Origin of the sequence: Neisseria sp. 27098_8_112 (assembly GCF_041433235.1) — a bacterium.
Taxonomy (GTDB): domain Bacteria; phylum Pseudomonadota; class Gammaproteobacteria; order Burkholderiales; family Neisseriaceae; genus Neisseria.
Genome location: NZ_JAPWBB010000005.1, coordinates 94,031 through 112,024, shown reverse-complemented (window position 1 = coordinate 112,024; position 17,994 = coordinate 94,031). Strand labels below are relative to the sequence as shown.

The window sequence follows — 17,994 nt, the reverse complement described above, 5'->3', positions numbered from 1 at the left end:
GCAAATGTGGATAACTCAATAGCTATTTACTCCATTAATTAAAAAGTTTTATTATCTTGTTGTTTTATAAAGTTTTATTTTTATAATTTTATGTGTATAACTTTATTATCCAGTTACCCTTTACTCAAAAGGCCGTCTGAAAAATCAAGAATAATCAGGTATAATCGGCACCATATTTATTTTCATACGGCCTTTGTGCCGAAGGATACTTTCATGAGCAAAAAACGAGTTTTAACAGGCGTTACCACAACAGGTATTCCACACTTGGGCAACTATGTCGGTGCCATCCGCCCGGCTATCCGCGCAGCGCAAGATTCCAATACTGAATCATTCCTCTTTTTGGCCGACTATCACGGCATCATCAAATGTCATGAGCCGAAAATGATTCATCAATCCACTCAAGCTGTTGCCGCCACATGGCTCGCCTGCGGACTCAATCCGGAACAGACCACTTTCTACCGTCAAAGCGATATTCCCGAAGTGATGGAGTTGAACTGGATTCTGACCTGTATCACCGCAAAAGGCCTGATGAACCGCGCCCACGCTTATAAAGCCGCAGTGCAGGCAAATACTGAAAACGGTCAGGAAGATCCGGATCATGGCGTGGAAATGGGCCTGTACAGCTACCCTATCCTCATGACTGCCGACATCCTTATATTCAATGCCCATGAAGTGCCTGTCGGTCGCGACCAAATCCAACACGTCGAAATGGCGCGCGATATTGCCGGACGCTTCAACCACCGCTTCCAAGAGCTCTTCACCCTACCTGAAGTAAAAATCGACGAAAATGTTGAACTCTTGGTCGGCTTGGACGGACGCAAAATGTCCAAATCCTACGGCAATACCATTCCGCTTTGGGAAAATGACAAGAAAACCCAAAAATCGGTTAACAAAATCATCACCAATATGAAAGAACCCGGCGAGCCGAAACAGCCTGATGAAAGTCCTCTGTTTGAAATCTACAAAGCCTTCTCCACGCCGTCTGAAACTGCCGAGTTCACGCAAATGCTAGCCGAAGGCCTTGCTTGGGGTGAGGCTAAGAAACTCTTGGGTGCAAAAATCAATGCCGAACTCGCAGAACCGCGCGAGCGTTACAATGAGTTGACAGCCAAACCCTCTCAAATTGAAGACATTTTGCAGGCCGGCGCACAAAAAGCGCGTAAAGAAGCACGCGAATTGTTGGATAAAGTACGCGATGCGGTAGGTATTCGTCCGTTGAAATAATAATAGTAAGGCCGTCTGAATATTTCAGACGGCCATAATATCGTTTATCATTTGAAATATAATCGTATTCTAGGGTTTCTCATATGAAAAAAACCTTCCCCCTTATCTTGCTCAGCCTTTCATTGGCTGCCTGCGGCGGTAAATCTGAAGATACTGCCGCCAATGATGCTGCTTCAGGCAAAGCGCCCAAGCCTACCTTCAAAGTTAAATATATCGATGAACAAGCCATAGCCGGTTTGGATTTAGGTACAGCTCAAGACGGCGAAACGAAAGAAGGTAAGAAACAACGCACCTATCCGATTAACGGCATAGAGGGCGGTGTTATCAATCTGATTGGTAAGCACCCTACCGACTTAGAAGTCATCAGCGGCCAATGCATGGAAAAAAATGAAAAAGGCGTTTCAGCCGGCTGGTCAGCCAACGGAGTTTGCCACACTGCCTTTGCAAAAATGGTGGACAATATTGCCCAAGATGGCGGCAAACTGACCGACTATCTGATTTCACACGCTGCTTTGCAACCTTATACTGAAGGAAAAAGCGGTTATGCCGCTGTACAAAACGGCCGCTATATTTTAGAAATTGATAGCGAAGGCATGTTCTATTTCCGTCGCCGTCATTACTAAACCCCAGACCATCCTATTTTCCCCCTGACACAAGGACTGAATCATGGCTCAAGTTACTTTCCAAGGCTCCCCTATTTCTACAAACGGCAATTTGCCTGCCATCGGCCAAGTTGCACCTGATTTCACATTGGTAGCAGCAGACCTATCTGAGAAATCATTGGCTGACTTTGCAGGCAAACGCAAAGTGCTGAATATTTTCCCCAGCATCGACACCGGCGTATGCGCCCAGTCCGTCCGCACTTTCAACAAACGTGCCTCTTCTTTGAATAATACCGTTGTTTTGTGCATTTCTGCCGATTTACCGTTTGCACAAGCCCGTTTCTGCGGTGCAGAAGGTTTGGAAAATGTAGTGACACTTTCTACATTCCGCAGCAGCTTTTCTAACGATTACGGTGTTACACTGACAGAAAGCCCATTACGCGGCCTGACTGCCCGCGCAGTGGTGGTTTTGAACGAGCAAAACCAAGTTCTCCACGCTGAGTTGGTTTCTGAAATTGCGAACGAGCCTGACTACGAAGCTGCTTTGGCTGTTTTGTAATTAACCAAATAAAATCAGGCCGTCTGAAGCTTTTCAGACGGCCTTTAGATTATCCTCAAAATAAAAACGGTAGCTTTTAAGCTACCGTTTTCTGTTACAAACCTTATACAGATTTATCTGTTTTGTCTGCTTCTACTGACTCAGTATTCTGAACCTCATTTTGCTCAACAGGTTCAACAGCTTCAGCAACAGGAGCTTCAGGCTCTTCTACTTTGTCATCGCGGACATTGTGGCTGTAATCCTTAGGCGGACTAGGCTGTTTACCAGCCATAATTTCCAAAACTTGGTCTCGATCGATGGTTTCCCAATCCATCAGTGCCTTGCACATGGTTTCCATCTTATCGCGACTTTCATCCAAGATTTTGTAAGCCACTTGGTATTGCTCATCTAAAATACGGCGGATTTCCGCATCGATATCTTGTTGGGTTTTCTCGGAAATATTTTGAGAACGGGTTACGCTACGACCCAAGAATACTTCACCTTCGTTCTCAGCATAAACCATCACACCCATTTTGTCGCTCATACCATAACGCGTTACCATCTCGCGTGCCATTTGAGTTGCACGCTCGAAGTCGTTAGATGCGCCGGTAGAAATACGGCCAATAAAAATATCTTCAGCAATACGGCCACCAAACAAGATTGAGAGCTGGCTCAGCATTTGGTCTTTGTACATACTGATGCGGTCACGCTCAGGCAGTTGCCAAGTCAAACCCAATGCACGACCACGAGGCATAATCGTTACTTTGTGAACCGGATCGGTAAACGGCAGGCTTTCCGCTACGATTGCATGACCGGCCTCATGATAGGCTGTCGCACGTTTTTCATCTTCGTGCATTACCATACTGCGACGTTCCGGACCCATGTAGATTTTGTCTTTAGCATCTTCAAAGTCGCTTTGATCGACTTTAACTTTATTACGACGACCGGCAAACAAAGCAGCTTCATTGACCAAGTTTGCCAAATCTGCACCTGAAAAACCAGGTGTACCACGAGCCAAAGAAGTCAAATCTACAGATGCATCCAAAGGCACTTTTTTAGCGTGAACTTTCAATATTTGCTCACGGCCACGAATATCAGGCAATGGAACAACAACTTGACGGTCAAAACGGCCCGGACGCTGCAACGCAGGGTCAAGTACATCAGGACGGTTGGTTGCTGCAATCACAATAACGGTTTGATTACTTTCAAAACCATCCATTTCAACCAATAATTGGTTCAATGTTTGCTCACGCTCATCATTGCCACCGCCCAAACCGGCACCACGCTGACGGCCGACCGCATCAATTTCATCGATAAAGATGATGCATGGTGCGTTTTTCTTGGCCTGCTCGAACATATCGCGGACACGGCTCGCACCGACACCGACAAACATTTCTACGAAGTCAGAACCTGAGATACTGAAGAATGGCACACCTGCCTCACCGGCAATCGCTTTGGCCAGCAATGTTTTACCCGTACCGGGGCTGCCTGCCAACAAAATACCGCGCGGCACACGACCGCCTAAGCTTTGATAACGATTGGGGGCTTTTAAATAATCTACGATTTCTTGTACTTCTTCTTTTGCCTCATCACAACCGGCGACATCTGCAAAAGTCACTTTATTGGAATCTTTATCCAACAAACGCGCACGGCTCTTACCAAAAGAGAATGCGCCGCCTTTACCGCCACCGCCGCTTTGCATGCGCATGAAGTAGAACCATGCACCGATCAACAACAAAACAGGCAGCAGACTGTAAAACAGACTGGCCAGCATGCTTGGTTTTTCTTCCGGAGTCACTTTGACGCGTACTTTGTTGTCCAATAGTGTTTTGACCAAGTTATCATCCAAAGGTGCATTTGTATAGAAAGCAGTTTTATCGGTGCGCTCACCTTTAATCAGATAGCCGCTGACAACAGATCCTTCAATATTGACATTGGATACTTCGCCACTATTAACTTGCTGAATAAATTGAGAATATTCGATTTGCTGTTTATCTTCCTGCTTATCGCTGAGTGCATTGAATGCTGCTAAAAGCATAGCACCACCTACTACCCAAACTAATATGTTTTTAATGGTATTCCCCACTGAACAGGCTCCATAGTTACAAAATAAATAAAATTAAGGGAAAGAATTTTAAAGCACCCACCCTACATTGTCAGCGTTTATTTTTACCTAATAGGTAAATCTCACTGGAACGATTGCGGGAAGCATCCGGCTTTCGAGTTTGTACACTGGCAAAAATTTCACGCATAGCCGCCGTATACTCTTGATAACCCGCGCCTTGAAACACCTTCACTAAAAAACTGCCTCCGGTTTTCAAATGTTGGGAAGCAAAATCCAAAGCCAGTTCACACAAATAAAAACTGCGTGCCTGGTCTGTTACGGCATTGCCTGACATATTGGGTGCCATATCACAGATTACAAGGTCTAACGGACGATTATCCAATAAGGCTTCAAACTGCTCCAAAACAGCATTTTCCCTAAAGTCGCCCTGAATAAACGACACACCTTCAATAGCATCCATCGGCAAAATATCCAAAGCAAACACTGCCCCTGTTTTACCGACCAGCTTGGCTGCAACCTGTGACCAACTACCCGGCGCGCTGCCCAAATCCGCCAAAACCGTACCCGGCTTGATTAATTTATCTTTTTGATTGATTTCCAATAATTTATAAGCCGCTCTGGCACGATATCCGTCCTTTTGTGCCATATGGACATAATGATCATTGACGTGCTCATGTAGCCATGCTTTTGAAGATTTTGAGCGTACAGCCATCTTGATTTGAAATGCTTAAGTTAAAATCAGCATTGTACGTTATTTCCCCCGTAAATGTTCTAAATCGCGTACAATATAGCCATTATTCTTTTTAATTGGATACTTATTAATATGAACGACAACAAATTAAGCACTAAAGAAATTTTGGCCTTGAAAGCCCAAGCACATCACCTCCACCCTGTTGTTATGGTTGGACAACAAGGCTTGACCGACTCGGTCATCAAAGAAACCGATGCCGCATTGACAGCGCATGAATTGATTAAAGTCCGTGTTTTTGGCGATGATCGTGCTGAACGTATTGAAATTTGTGATGCACTATGTGAAACACTGGGTGCTCAACTGGTGCAACATATTGGCAAATTACTTGTTTTGTGGCGTAAAAAACCTGACGATGAATAATTTAAACTGAATAAACAGCAGAAGTATTTTCTCAACCCACTTTATCATATCCTTACTGTTGTATTTATGCAGCATAAAACAAATTATTCCATTATTCTAAGTATAAAAATACAAATACGGTTGTCTGTTTTTGTAAATAACCTCAAAATTACAAAATCATAACGGCCGCATCCTGTCGGCCGATTATTTTATTCTTAATCCTTCACAAAATATAAAAGCAAACCGATGAATGCTCAACAATATGAAGAATCTTTTCTGCTAGCAGAAAAATTAATCACTCAAGACCCACCTGACTTTGCACGAGCCATCCCATTGCTCTGCGAAGCTGCAGAAGCCGGGTATATTGAGGCTGCATTTCAGCTGGCAGGATGCCTGATCGAACACCACGAAAATGCACAAGATTTGGCAATTGCAGTTGAATATTTAAAGCAAGCTGCAAGAGCTGGTCATCCATACGCCCGCTATAATCTTCTCCAATTACAAGAAAATAATGGAATAAAAGTAGAAAAGCTCATCGCAGCCTATCAAGAGCTTGCCGAAGAAGGATTGGCTCCTGCCCAACTGCGCCTGATGCGTTTATATGCAGACAATGGCAATGACCAAGAAGCAGTCAAATGGGCACTGAAAGCTGCCGAACAACAAAATCCTCAGGCACAATACTTCTTAGCCCAGCATTACCAATATTCCAGCTCTCCTGATTTGGAATATTCCCATAAACTTTATCAGCAATCCGCTGCACAGGGATTTATTGCGGCACACTGGCAACTCGGCCTTCAATACAAATTTGGGCAAGGTGTTGCACAAAACCCTGAAAAAGCAATCGAACATTTGCGTATTGCCGCCGATTACGACATTGTTCCAGCGCAAACCTCTCTTGCAGAACTCTTGTCAGTATCAAACCCTGCCGAGGCATTAGAATGGTTTGAAAAAGCGGCAGAACAAGGTGACAGCAATGCGCATGTAGCACTTGCCGAAATCTATCTTCTGGGTAAAAACACCGAGCGAGACCCTCAAAAGTCCTATCAACACGCTAAGTTTGCTGCGGATCAAAATGACCCGGAAGGCTTGCGCCTTTTAGGAGATATCCATCGCTACGGATTGGGACGAGCAGTTGATGCAGACACCGCCCGTCAGTATTATCAACGCGCAGCCGACTTAGGCAATCTTGTCGCTTACCAAAAACTTCTATCTGACAGTGCGTTGAATAACCAGCAAAACTACGAGTTAACCAAAGAAATCGCCCTTCAACGTCAAGAGGCCGAGCGCCTATACAAACTGGCATTCGCGGCTCACTATGGTTTAAAACGCCAACAAAATTATGCTGAAGCACTGGAGCTATACCTTCAGTCTGCAGAACGAGGACACAGTAAATCACAAACCAATCTTGGCATGATGTATTACAGCGGACAAGGAGTACCTGTCGACTACGCCCAAGCTGCAAAATGGTTTGAAGCAGCGGCCAAACAAAGAGACACGATGGCTCAATATAATCTTGCCTGTCTGTATTATCACGGTATGGGCGTAGAAAAAGACATCAACAATGCTTGTTTCTGGTTGCAAGAAGCCATCCAACATGGACATGAACAGCAAGACGTCCTCAAAGAGCTTTTGACTCAATGGAAGCAATCCGCTCAAAAAGCCTCTGCTGCTTAAAGGCTGTCTGAAATTCTAACTTCCTACATAAATGACATGTCAGAGCTAAACTAAACAGCCTGTACATGTCATTTTTTTATTTACCCTTCCTCAATAATCGTTATCTTCAAATCCCATTTCTTCTTAATCCCTTTAAAGTCTTCAGACGGCCTATTCTCTTTGTAAAGAATCAGATAATCTAAATCTTCCCTTTCAAACCCTAAACTCAATCTAAACTTTCAATTTACAACAATTTTTAAAAAATATTTTTCGTATTTGAATAAATTTCCTCAAATATCTAATATTTTTTACTGTATCCACTCAATATCTCGATTTAAAAACAAGCCACATAACTCTTTTAAAAAATCTTATTTCAACCTTTACATCCTATCAATATCTACAGCATGATTTGCCAGTTCGCCCAATTACTGATAGCATTTGCAGGTTAGCTTGTTTGTAAAAAGTTCAATTCTTTCTGATTTTTCATCAACGGTTATAACGTATTGAAAACATTTCAGTAATTAAAACTTTTTTCGAATTTGACTCTAGGAATTTTCGTTTTAAACTCACATTTGTTGATAAACGAAAATATCGGGGTAATACTCCGTCATTGAAAAACACTCAACACAAGGATAGATATTATGTCCACCCAATTACACGATGTTGACCCAATTGAAACCAAAGAATGGTTAGACGCGTTAAGCTCTGTTTTAGAATATGAAGGTAGCGAACGCGCCCAATACCTGCTGGAAAGTTTGGTCAAATACAGCCGTGACAAAGGCATCCGTATGCCTCACGGCACCACTACTCCATACTTGAACACCGTTTCCGTTGAAGACGAAAAAGGCATCCCTGGCGACCAAAACATCGAACACCGCATCCGTGCATTCGTTCGTTGGAACGCTGCCGCCATCGTTTTGCGCGCGGGTAAAAAAGATTTGGAATTGGGTGGACACATTGCATCTTTCCAATCAGCCGCCACTATGTACGAAGTCGGCTTCAACCACTTCTGGAAAGCTAAAGGCGAAGGCAAAGAAGGCGATTTGGTATTCTTCCAAGGCCACGTTGCACCTGGCATCTACGCACGTGCGTTCGTTGAAGGCCGTCTGACTGAAGACCAGCTGAACAACTTCCGTCAAGAAGTTGACGGTAAAGGTCTGCCTTCTTACCCTCACCCTCACCTGTTGCCTGACTTCTGGCAATTCCCAACCGTATCCATGGGTCTTGGCCCATTGATGGCGATTTACCAAGCACGCTTCCTGAAATACTTGGAATCTCGCGGCCTGGCTAAAACCAAAGGCCGTAAAGTATGGGTATTCTGTGGCGACGGCGAAATGGACGAACCTGAAAGCCAAGGTGCTATTGCTCTGGCTTCACGCGAAGGCTTGGACAACTTGGTATTCGTCATTAACTGTAACCTACAACGTTTGGACGGCCCAGTACGCGGTAACGGCAAAATTATTCAAGAGCTGGAAGGCAACTTTGCCGGCGCAGGTTGGAATGTTGTGAAAGTCATCTGGGGCCGTCGTTGGGACCGCCTCTTGGCAAAAGACAAAGATGGCATCCTGCGCAAACGTATGGAAGAGTGCCTAGACGGTGACTACCAAACTTACAAATCCAAAGACGGTGCATACGTTCGCGAACACTTCTTCAATACGCCTGAACTGAAAGCATTGGTTGCCGATATGACCGATGAACAAATTTGGGCATTGAACCGTGGTGGTCATGACCCTCAAAAAGTGTACAACGCTTACGACCGCGCAGTGAACCACGCCGACGGCAAACCTACTGTAATCTTGGCGAAAACCATTAAAGGTTACGGTATGGGTGCATCCGGCGAAGGTCAAAACGTTGCCCACCAAGCCAAAAAAATGGACAAAGCGTCTCTGAAACAATTCCGTGACCGCTTTGACATTCCTGTAACTGACGAGCAAATCGACAGCGGCGACCTGCCTTACCTGACTTTTGCTCCCGACAGCGAAGAATACAAATACCTGCATGCACGCCGTGAAGCTTTGGGTGGCTACCTGCCTCAACGCAAACCTACCCAAGAAGTTCTGGAAGTGCCTGAACTGTCTGCATTTGATGCTCAACTGAAATCCAGCGGTGACCGTGAATTCTCAACCACCATGGCTTTCGTCCGCATCCTGTCTACTTTGCTGAAAGACAAAAAAATTGGCAAACGCGTGGTGCCTATCGTTCCAGATGAAAGCCGTACTTTCGGTATGGAAGGCATGTTCCGTCAATACGGTATTTGGAACCCTAAAGGCCAACAATACACTCCTCAAGATAAAGACCAACTGATGTTCTACAAAGAGTCTGTTGACGGTCAAATCTTGCAAGAAGGTATTAACGAGCCAGGCGCAATGGCTGACTGGATTGCTGCTGCGACCAGCTACGCAAACAACGACTTTGCCATGATTCCTTTCTACATCTACTACTCTATGTTCGGTTTCCAACGCGTTGGCGACTTGGCATGGGCAGCAGGCGATATGCATGCACACGGTTTCCTGCTGGGTGGTACTGCCGGCCGTACAACGCTGAACGGTGAAGGTCTGCAACACGAAGACGGCCACAGCCATGTTCAAGCAGATTTGATTCCAAACTGCGTTTCTTACGATCCGACATTCCAATACGAAGTAGCCGTTATCGTTCAAGACGGTCTGCGCCGTATGTATGCCAATAACGAAGACGTGTTCTACTACATCACCCTGATGAACGAGAACTACGCTCACCCGGATATGCCTGAAGGCGTGGAACAAGACATCCTAAAAGGTATGTACTTGCTGAAAGCTGGTGGCAAAGGCGACAAGAAAGTTCAATTGATGGGTTCCGGTACCATCCTGCAAGAAGTCATTGCCGGTGCCGAATTGTTGAAAACCGACTTCGGCGTGGAAGCAGACATCTGGTCTTGCCCATCTTTCAATCTGTTGCATCGCGATGCTATCGAAGTAGAACGTTTCAACCGTCTGAATCCTTTGGAAACTGCAAAAGTACCGTTTGTTACTTCTCAACTGCAAGGTCATGACGGCCCAGTAATTGCCGCTACCGACTATATCCGCAGCTATGCTGACCGCATCCGTGCCTATATCCCTAACGACTACCACGTCTTGGGTACTGACGGCTTCGGTCGCTCCGACAGCCGCGCCAACCTGCGCAGCTTCTTCGAAGTTGACCGCTACAACGTTGCCGTTGCTGCATTGAGCGCATTGGCCGAGCAAGGCAAAGTCAGCAAAGAAACCGTTCAACAAGCCATTGAAAAATATGGTATCAAAGCCGATTCAGCTCCTAGCTGGAAACGCTAATTGATGTTTCAGACGGCCTGTTTGCTTCATTCAGACATCAGGCCGTCTGAAAACCGAATACTTGAATGGTTTGAACAAACTGTACCGATGTCGTAAGAAACAGTTTTCAGACGACATCAAACTGAAAATGTTAAAGGAACTCAAATGAGTATCGTAGAAATCAAAGTCCCTGATATCGGCGGTCATGAAAACGTCGACATCATCGCCGTAGAAGTCAAAGCGGGCGACACCATCGCCGTTGACGACATCCTGATTACGTTGGAAACCGATAAAGCCACTATGGATGTACCTGCTGATGCAGCCGGCGTCGTGAAAGAAGTTAAAGTTAAAGTGGGCGATAAAATCTCTGAAGGCGGCGTGATTCTGACCGTTGAAACCGGTGCTGCCACTGCTGATGCCGCTCCGGCTCCTGCAGCAGAAGCTCCTGCTGCTCCAGCTGCTGCGCCTGCAGCCGCTCCTGCCGGTGGCGCTACCGTACAAGTTGTTGTACCTGATATCGGCGGCCACTCTGACGTAGACGTTATTGCCGTTGAAGTTAAAGTCGGCGACACTGTTGCCGTTGACGACACCCTGATTACTTTGGAAACCGACAAAGCCACCATGGACGTACCATGTACCGAAGCCGGTGTAGTTAAAGCCGTCTTCCTGAAAGTTGGCGACAAAGTATCCGAAGGCTCCGCCATTATCGAAGTAGAAACTGCCGGCTCTGCCGCAGCAGCCCCTGCTCCTGCCGCTCAAGCTGCCACACCTGCACCTGCAGCTGCTACTCCTGCGCCTGTTGCTGCCAAAATCGACGAAGTGGCATTTGCAAAAGCGCATGCAGGTCCTTCTGCCCGTAAACTGGCTCGCGAATTGGGCGTAGATTTGGGCCAAGTCAAAGGTACCGGTCTGAAAGGCCGTATCATGGGCGAAGACGTTAAAGCCTTCGTTAAATCCGTTATGCAAAGCGGTGCAGGCAAACCTGCCGCTGCCTCTTTGGGCGGTGGTCTGGACTTGTTGCCATGGCCTAAAGTTGACTTCTCTAAATTCGGCAGCGTCGAAGTTAAAGAACTGTCTCGTATTAAGAAAATCTCCGGTCAAAACCTGTCTCGCAACTGGGTTGTGATTCCTCACGTTACCGTACACGAAGAAGCGGACATGACCGAATTGGAAGAATTCCGCAAACAACTGAACAAAGAATGGGAACGCGAAGGTGTGAAACTGTCCCCATTGGCGTTCATCATCAAAGCCTCTGTTGCTGCGCTGAAAGCCTTCCCTGAATTCAACGCCTCTCTGGATGGCGACAACCTGGTGCTGAAAAACTACTTCAACATCGGTTTCGCAGCAGACACGCCAAACGGCTTAGTTGTTCCAGTCATCAAAGACGTGGATCAAAAAGGCTTGAAACAAATCAGCCAAGAGCTGACCGAATTGTCTAAAAAAGCCCGCGAAGGCAAGCTCAAACCTCAAGAAATGCAAGGCGCATGCTTTACCATTTCCAGCTTAGGCGGTATCGGCGGTACAGGCTTCACGCCAATCGTGAATGCTCCTGAAGTTGCTATCTTGGGCGTGTGCAAATCCCAAATCAAACCGGTTTGGAACGGCAAAGAATTTGCTCCTCGCCTGATGTGCCCGTTGAGCCTGTCCTTTGACCACCGTGTCATCGACGGTGCAGCCGGTATGCGCTTCACCGTATTCCTGGCTAACCTGTTGAAAGACTTCCGCCGCATTACTCTGTAATCCGAGCATTTTCAGACGGCCTGAATAGACAGGCCGTCTGAAAAAAGAAGTCCGAACATCATTCAGAAAGATTAGACATGAGCTTAGTTGAATTGAAAGTGCCCGACATCGGCGGTCACGAAAATGTAGATATTATTGCGGTTGAAGTAAATGTGGGCGATACCATTGCTGTGGACGATACCCTGATTACTTTGGAAACCGATAAAGCGACTATGGACGTACCTGCCGAAGTTGCAGGCGTAGTCAAAGAAGTTAAAGTTAAAGTGGGCGACAAAATCTCCGAAGGCGGTTTGATTGTTGTCGTTGAAGCCGAAGGTGCAGCTGCTGCTCCTAAAGCCGAAGCGCCTGCCGCTCCTGCACAAGAAGCACCTAAAGCAGCCGCTCCTACTCCTCAAGCTGCTCAATTTGGCGGTTCTGCCGATGCTGAATACGACGTAGTTGTATTGGGTGGCGGCCCTGGCGGTTATTCTGCTGCATTTGCCGCTGCTGACGAAGGCTTGAAAGTTGCCATCGTTGAACGTTACAAAACTTTGGGCGGCGTTTGCTTGAACGTCGGCTGTATCCCTTCCAAAGCCCTGTTGCACAATGCTGCCGTTATTGATGAAGTACGCCACTTGGCTGCCAACGGTATCAAATACCCTGAGCCTGAACTCGATATCGACATGCTGCGCGCCTACAAAGACGGCGTGGTTTCCCGCCTGACTACCGGTTTGGCAGGCATGGCTAAAGGCCGCAAAGTAGACATTATCCAAGGTGACGGCCAATTCTTGGATCCGCACCACTTGGAAGTTTCTCTGACGACCAGCGAAGTGTACGAACAAGCGACTCCTACCGGTGAGAAAAAAATCGTTGCCTTCAAAAACTGTATCATTGCAGCAGGCAGCCGCGTAACCAAACTGCCTTTCATCCCTGAAGATCCACGCATCATCGATTCCAGCGGCGCTTTGGCTCTGAAAGAAGTACCGGGCAAACTGTTGATCATCGGCGGCGGTATTATCGGTCTCGAAATGGGTACGGTTTACAGCACTCTGGGTTCTCGTCTGGATGTTGTTGAAATGATGGACGGCCTGATGCAAGGCGCAGACCGCGACTTGGTTAAAGTATGGCAAAAACAAAACGAATACCGTTTTGACAACATCATGATCAACACCAAAACTGTTGCTGTCGATCCTAAAGAAGACGGTATTTACGTTACCTTCGAAGGTGCAAATGCGCCTAAAGAACCACAACGTTACGATGCGGTATTGGTTGCTGCCGGTCGTGCGCCTAACGGCAAACTCATCAGCGCTGAGAAAGCCGGTGTTGCCGTAACCGACCGCGGCTTTATCGAAGTGGACAAACAAATGCGCACCAATGTGCCGCACATCTACGCTATCGGCGATATCGTCGGTCAGCCTATGCTGGCACACAAAGCCGTTCACGAAGGCCACGTTGCCGCTGAAAACTGTGCCGGCCATAAAGCCTACTTCGACGCACGCGTTATTCCGGGTGTTGCCTACACTTCTCCTGAAGTGGCATGGGTTGGCGAAACCGAGTTGTCTGCCAAAGCCTCCGGCCGCAAAATCACCAAAGCCAACTTCCCATGGGCTGCTTCCGGCCGTGCGATTGCCAACGGTTGCGACAATGGTTTCACCAAGCTGATTTTTGATGCTGAAACCGGTCGCATCATCGGTGGCGGTATCGTTGGTCCTAACGGCGGCGATATGATCGGCGAAATCTGCTTGGCCATCGAAATGGGCTGTGATGCAGCCGATATCGGTAAAACCATCCACCCACACCCAACCCTGGGCGAATCCATCGGTATGGCTGCGGAAGTGGCATTGGGCGTATGTACCGACCTGCCTGCTCAGAAAAAGAAATAAGTTCACTCAAATAAAATTTGAACGAACTTGATGGAACAAAGGCCGTCTGAATGTTTCAGACGGCCTTTTTGCAAACAAGGAGACTCAATATGAAAAAAATCGAAGCTATTATCAAACCTTTCAAACTCGACGATGTACGTGAAATCCTGACTGAAATCGGTATTACCGGCATGACCGTCAGCGAAGTCAAAGGTTTCGGTCGCCAAAAAGGCCATACGGAAATTTATCGTGGCGCAGAATACGCAGTCGATTTTCTGCCTAAAGTGAAAATTGAATTGGTATTGGCTGATGACAAAGTTGATCAGGCTGTTGATGCCATTTTAGAAACCGCACATTCCGGCAAAATTGGTGACGGTAAAATCTTCATTTATCCGGTTGAAGAGGCTATCCGTATCCGTACCGGTGAACGCTCAGAAGCAGCGCTTTAATAGAAATCGCAAAACACAGAATACAAATGCCGTCTGAAAAAAGTTATGACTTGTTTTAATCAAGACTTATTTCTCAGACGGCATTATTTTAATAACAACAACCATCCATTTTCTAAAGTCTATCCAAATAAACCGGTTACCGAAAACCTCACGCTATCAAGTATGGAGGAATTCAAGGCAATGCTTCCCTTGGCCTTCATGAACGACTTTACCGTATCAAATAACTTTTTCCAAAAAATAAATTACCCAATCCCATACTTAAAAACCTCAACGCCCTACTTCTAAAATCAAATTCCTCGTATTTTTTTTCCTATTCTTATTGTTGCCTAACTTTTCAGACGACCCCTTTCTTTATCCAAACTCCGTTATAATGACGGCTTTAAAATTAATTCATTCCCAAAACGGTCTTATCATGAAACACATCCACATTATCGGTATCAGCGGCACATTTATGGGCGGCGTAGCGGCTATTGCCAAAGAAGCAGGTTTTAAAGTCAGCGGTTGCGACGCAAAAATGTATCCGCCGATGAGCACCCAGCTTGAAGCCTTGGGCATAGACGTACACGAAGGTTTTGATGCAGCTCAATTAGACGAATTTCAAGCCGATATTTACGTTATCGGTAATGTCGCCAAACGCGGCATGGATGTGATTGAAGCCATTTTGAACAAAGGCCTGCCTTATACTTCCGGCCCACAATGGCTGGCTGAAAACGTATTACACCAGCACTGGGTACTCGGCGTAGCCGGAACACACGGCAAAACGACCACAGCCTCCATGCTGGCATGGGTCTTGGAATATGCCGGACTCGCGCCGGGCTTCCTGATTGGCGGCGTACCGGAAAACTTCAGCGTTTCCGCCCGTCTGCCGCAAACGCCTCGCCAAGACCCTAACTCAAAATCCCCATTCTTCGTTATTGAAGCCGACGAATACGACACTGCCTTTTTTGACAAACGCTCCAAATTCGTACACTACCGTCCGCGTACCGCCATTTTGAACAATCTGGAATTCGACCACGCCGATATTTTTGCCGATTTGGGCGCCATTCAAACCCAATTCCATCATTTGGTACGCACCGTGCCGTCTGAAGGCCTCATCGTCTGCAACGGCCAGCAGCAAAGCCTACAAGATACTCTAGACAAAGGCTGCTGGACGCCCGTAGAAAAATTTGGTACCGAACAAGGCTGGCAGGTTGGTACCGTCCATGCCGACGGCTCGTTCGACGTACGCCATCACGGCGAAACAGTCGGACACGTCGCGTGGGAACTGATGGGCGAACACAACCGTATGAACGCCCTCGCCGTTATCTCCGCTGCACGTCATGCCGGCGTCGATATTCAGACGGCCTGCGAAGCTTTAAGTGCATTTAAAAACGTCAAACGCCGTATGGAAATCAAAGGCACGGTAAACGGCATCACTGTTTACGATGACTTTGCCCACCACCCGACCGCCATCGAAACCACTATCGAAGGTCTGCGCCAGCGCGTCGGTAACGCACGCATCCTCGCCGTCCTCGAGCCTCGTTCCAACACCATGAAGCTCGGCACTATGAAAGCCGCCCTGCCCGAAAGCTTAAACGATGCAGACCAAGTATTCTGCTACGCCGGCGGCGTGGACTGGAACGTCGCCGAAGCCCTTGCACCTTTAGGCGGCAAGCTACACGTCGGCAAAGACTTCGATACCTTTGTTGCCGAAATCGTGAAAAATGCCGAAGCAGGCGACCATATTTTGGTCATGAGCAACGGCGGTTTCGGCGGAATACACGGAAAGCTGTTGGAAGCGTTGAAATAAGCCTTCTCCAATAACCAAGGCCGTCTGAAACAATTTCAGACGGCCTTTTATCATGTGCCAATTTAAAATCTATATTTAAGAAAAACGTTTTAGTAATACCCAAATAACACTCATCCATTATTAGCCCATACATACTTGCTCAAGACCATTTTTTCATTATGCATTGCCAATCCTCCCCAAAATCTGATAATAATGCAGACAACATCTAAGCCGTACATATATCATGAAACACAAAACTGCCTTTAAGCCCATAGTTCTCAGTATTGCGCTTTCCATCCTTCTGATTACAACAGCTGTATTTTTTGCCCGTCATCACAACTCTATCTCAAGTATTAATACCAATTTCCTACAACAGAAGATTACCGAACCCGAAGAACCATCACCGCAAATCGTACAATCTGCGCGAAACCAAATTGGCAAAACCCTTCGTTACGACCCTGCTTACACCAAGCTCAAATATCCAATGGGCGATGTACCGATGGAAAAAGGCGTTTGCACAGACGTGGTCATCCGTGCCTTGCGCGACCAAAATATAGATTTGCAAGATCTTGTTCATCAAGACATGAGCCGCAACTTTTCCGTCTATCCGAAACGCTGGGGTTTGAAACAACCTGATACTAATATCGACCATCGCCGCGTGCCTAACCTAATGACTTATTTCACGCGTCAAGGCTGGGCAGTTCAAGATACAAACTATCAAGCTGGCGATATTGTAACTTGGGAACTGAAAGGCAACCGTCCCCATATCGGCATCGTCTCCGATCGAAAAATCGGCGATAGGCCTCTGATTATCCATAATATCGGTTCGGGAACCCGTGAAGACGATATCCTCTACCGCTACACCATTACCGGACATTTCAGGCTTCCCGTTCAATAAATCATGAGACTACTGAAAAATTCACTTCAATATCATATCCAATCTGTAGTTTTGCGCTTTTTTTGCAATCCACCTTTCGAGGCCGTCTGAAACCATAGGTGGGATAACCATCCGACAAAATATTAGAGACAGTGCGACATATTCCATATCACTGATACATATGATAATGTGATGGATTTTTACGATTTTAATTATATTGGAATCATGGATGGAGAGAATCGGTAAGTGGATAAGCTATCGAAACTAAAGATTAAATATACAATTTTTATATCAATATTTTTTGTCGTTTTTTACAAGGAAGCTGAGTTTTATACCTATACAGTCGATAATGTGCCTTCATATTTTATGGACTGGGAAAGGAATATTCCTTTCTTGCCCATATTTATGTTGCCTTATATGACATCACCGTTTTTCTTCTTGGTCACTATATTTTTGGAAAAGAACGAAAGCAGTCTGAAATTACTGATAAAAAGAGCAACCTTTTTAATCGGAGTTTCTACTGCTCTATTTGTAATATTTCCCATGAAATTTTATTTTCCCAAGCCTGAAGTCGATAACCAAATTTTAAAATCCTTCTTTTATATTTTGGGAAAATTGGACAGTAGTTTTAATCAATGCCTGTCATTACATGTGAGTTTCGCTTTTCTTTCAGCTGAGGTTTATTGTAGAGAATTCAAATCCAAATTCTTAAAATCATTTTTTGGTATATGGGGATTTTTACTCGCCATTTCGGTCTTATTTGTCTATCAACACCATTTGATTGATTTCGTAGGGGGAGCATTGATATTCTTAATCACTTGTATCCTATTCCCAAGAAAAAAGACAGTTTAAACATTTTGTCA

Annotated in this window: 14 protein-coding genes; 12 read left to right on the top strand and 2 right to left on the bottom strand. The window is 46.0% G+C overall.

The genetic code is table 11. The annotated features are described in order from the left end of the window. The first annotated feature begins 213 nt into the window (after positions 1-213). The 3 genes from trpS (at position 214) to tpx (ending at position 2,385) form a co-directional block, all read left to right on the top strand. Entirely contained in the window at positions 214-1,224 is a 1,011-nt protein-coding gene (gene trpS / locus O3682_RS04950; RefSeq protein ID WP_371508774.1) for a tryptophan--tRNA ligase, read from the top strand. A gap of 83 nt (positions 1,225-1,307) precedes the next feature. Next, positions 1,308-1,847, top strand: a complete 540-nt coding sequence (locus O3682_RS04945; RefSeq protein WP_070608317.1) for a hypothetical protein — start codon at positions 1,308-1,310, stop codon at positions 1,845-1,847. Between the two features lie 43 nt (positions 1,848-1,890). Then, on the top strand, positions 1,891-2,385 hold the full coding sequence (tpx, locus tag O3682_RS04940) for a thiol peroxidase (RefSeq protein ID WP_204788337.1): 495 nt from the start codon (positions 1,891-1,893) through the stop codon (positions 2,383-2,385). A 103-nt stretch (positions 2,386-2,488) separates the two neighbouring features. Here the strand turns inward: tpx and ftsH are convergent, their stop codons facing one another. Further along, positions 2,489-4,450, bottom strand: a complete 1,962-nt coding sequence (gene ftsH / locus O3682_RS04935) for an ATP-dependent zinc metalloprotease FtsH (protein ID WP_371508772.1) — start codon at positions 4,448-4,450, stop codon at positions 2,489-2,491. A gap of 70 nt (positions 4,451-4,520) precedes the next feature. Beyond that, positions 4,521-5,141: an RlmE family RNA methyltransferase gene (locus O3682_RS04930; protein WP_371508771.1), complete on the bottom strand. Its 621-nt coding sequence runs from the start codon at positions 5,139-5,141 to the stop codon at positions 4,521-4,523. A 111-nt stretch (positions 5,142-5,252) separates the two neighbouring features. On the opposite strand from O3682_RS04930, the gene yhbY reads away from it, so the two are divergent. From yhbY to O3682_RS04885, 9 genes are all read left to right on the top strand, one after another. After that, positions 5,253-5,540, top strand: coding sequence for a ribosome assembly RNA-binding protein YhbY (gene yhbY, locus O3682_RS04925; protein WP_371508770.1), 288 nt, complete (start codon positions 5,253-5,255; stop codon positions 5,538-5,540). A gap of 225 nt (positions 5,541-5,765) precedes the next feature. Continuing rightward, complete coding sequence (locus O3682_RS04920; protein ID WP_371508768.1) at positions 5,766-7,193, top strand: tetratricopeptide repeat protein; 1,428 nt, start codon at positions 5,766-5,768, stop codon at positions 7,191-7,193. 620 nt (positions 7,194-7,813) lie between these two features. Then, the gene (gene aceE / locus O3682_RS04915; protein WP_371508766.1) at positions 7,814-10,477 is read left to right on the top strand and encodes a pyruvate dehydrogenase (acetyl-transferring), homodimeric type; all 2,664 of its coding nucleotides are present in this window, start codon (positions 7,814-7,816) and stop codon (positions 10,475-10,477) included. Between the two features lie 144 nt (positions 10,478-10,621). Beyond that, the gene (aceF, locus tag O3682_RS04910) at positions 10,622-12,196 is read left to right on the top strand and encodes a dihydrolipoyllysine-residue acetyltransferase (protein ID WP_371508764.1); all 1,575 of its coding nucleotides are present in this window, start codon (positions 10,622-10,624) and stop codon (positions 12,194-12,196) included. Positions 12,197-12,273: 77 nt separating this feature from the next. Further along, on the top strand, positions 12,274-14,058 hold the full coding sequence (gene lpdA / locus O3682_RS04905) for a dihydrolipoyl dehydrogenase (protein WP_371508762.1): 1,785 nt from the start codon (positions 12,274-12,276) through the stop codon (positions 14,056-14,058). A gap of 89 nt (positions 14,059-14,147) precedes the next feature. Next, positions 14,148-14,486, top strand: a complete 339-nt coding sequence (locus tag O3682_RS04900; protein ID WP_003683576.1) for a P-II family nitrogen regulator — start codon at positions 14,148-14,150, stop codon at positions 14,484-14,486. 412 nt (positions 14,487-14,898) lie between these two features. Beyond that, the gene (gene mpl / locus O3682_RS04895; protein WP_371508760.1) at positions 14,899-16,275 is read left to right on the top strand and encodes a UDP-N-acetylmuramate:L-alanyl-gamma-D-glutamyl-meso-diaminopimelate ligase; all 1,377 of its coding nucleotides are present in this window, start codon (positions 14,899-14,901) and stop codon (positions 16,273-16,275) included. A gap of 223 nt (positions 16,276-16,498) precedes the next feature. Next, a complete protein-coding gene (locus O3682_RS04890; RefSeq protein WP_128580990.1) occupies positions 16,499-17,152 on the top strand; it encodes a DUF1287 domain-containing protein in 654 nt (217 codons plus the stop codon). 225 nt (positions 17,153-17,377) lie between these two features. Further along, positions 17,378-17,983 carry a phosphatase PAP2 family protein gene (locus tag O3682_RS04885; RefSeq protein WP_371508757.1) on the top strand — a complete coding sequence of 202 codons (606 nt, stop codon included), beginning with the start codon at positions 17,378-17,380 and terminating at the stop codon, positions 17,981-17,983. Positions 17,984-17,994 lie beyond the last annotated feature (11 nt).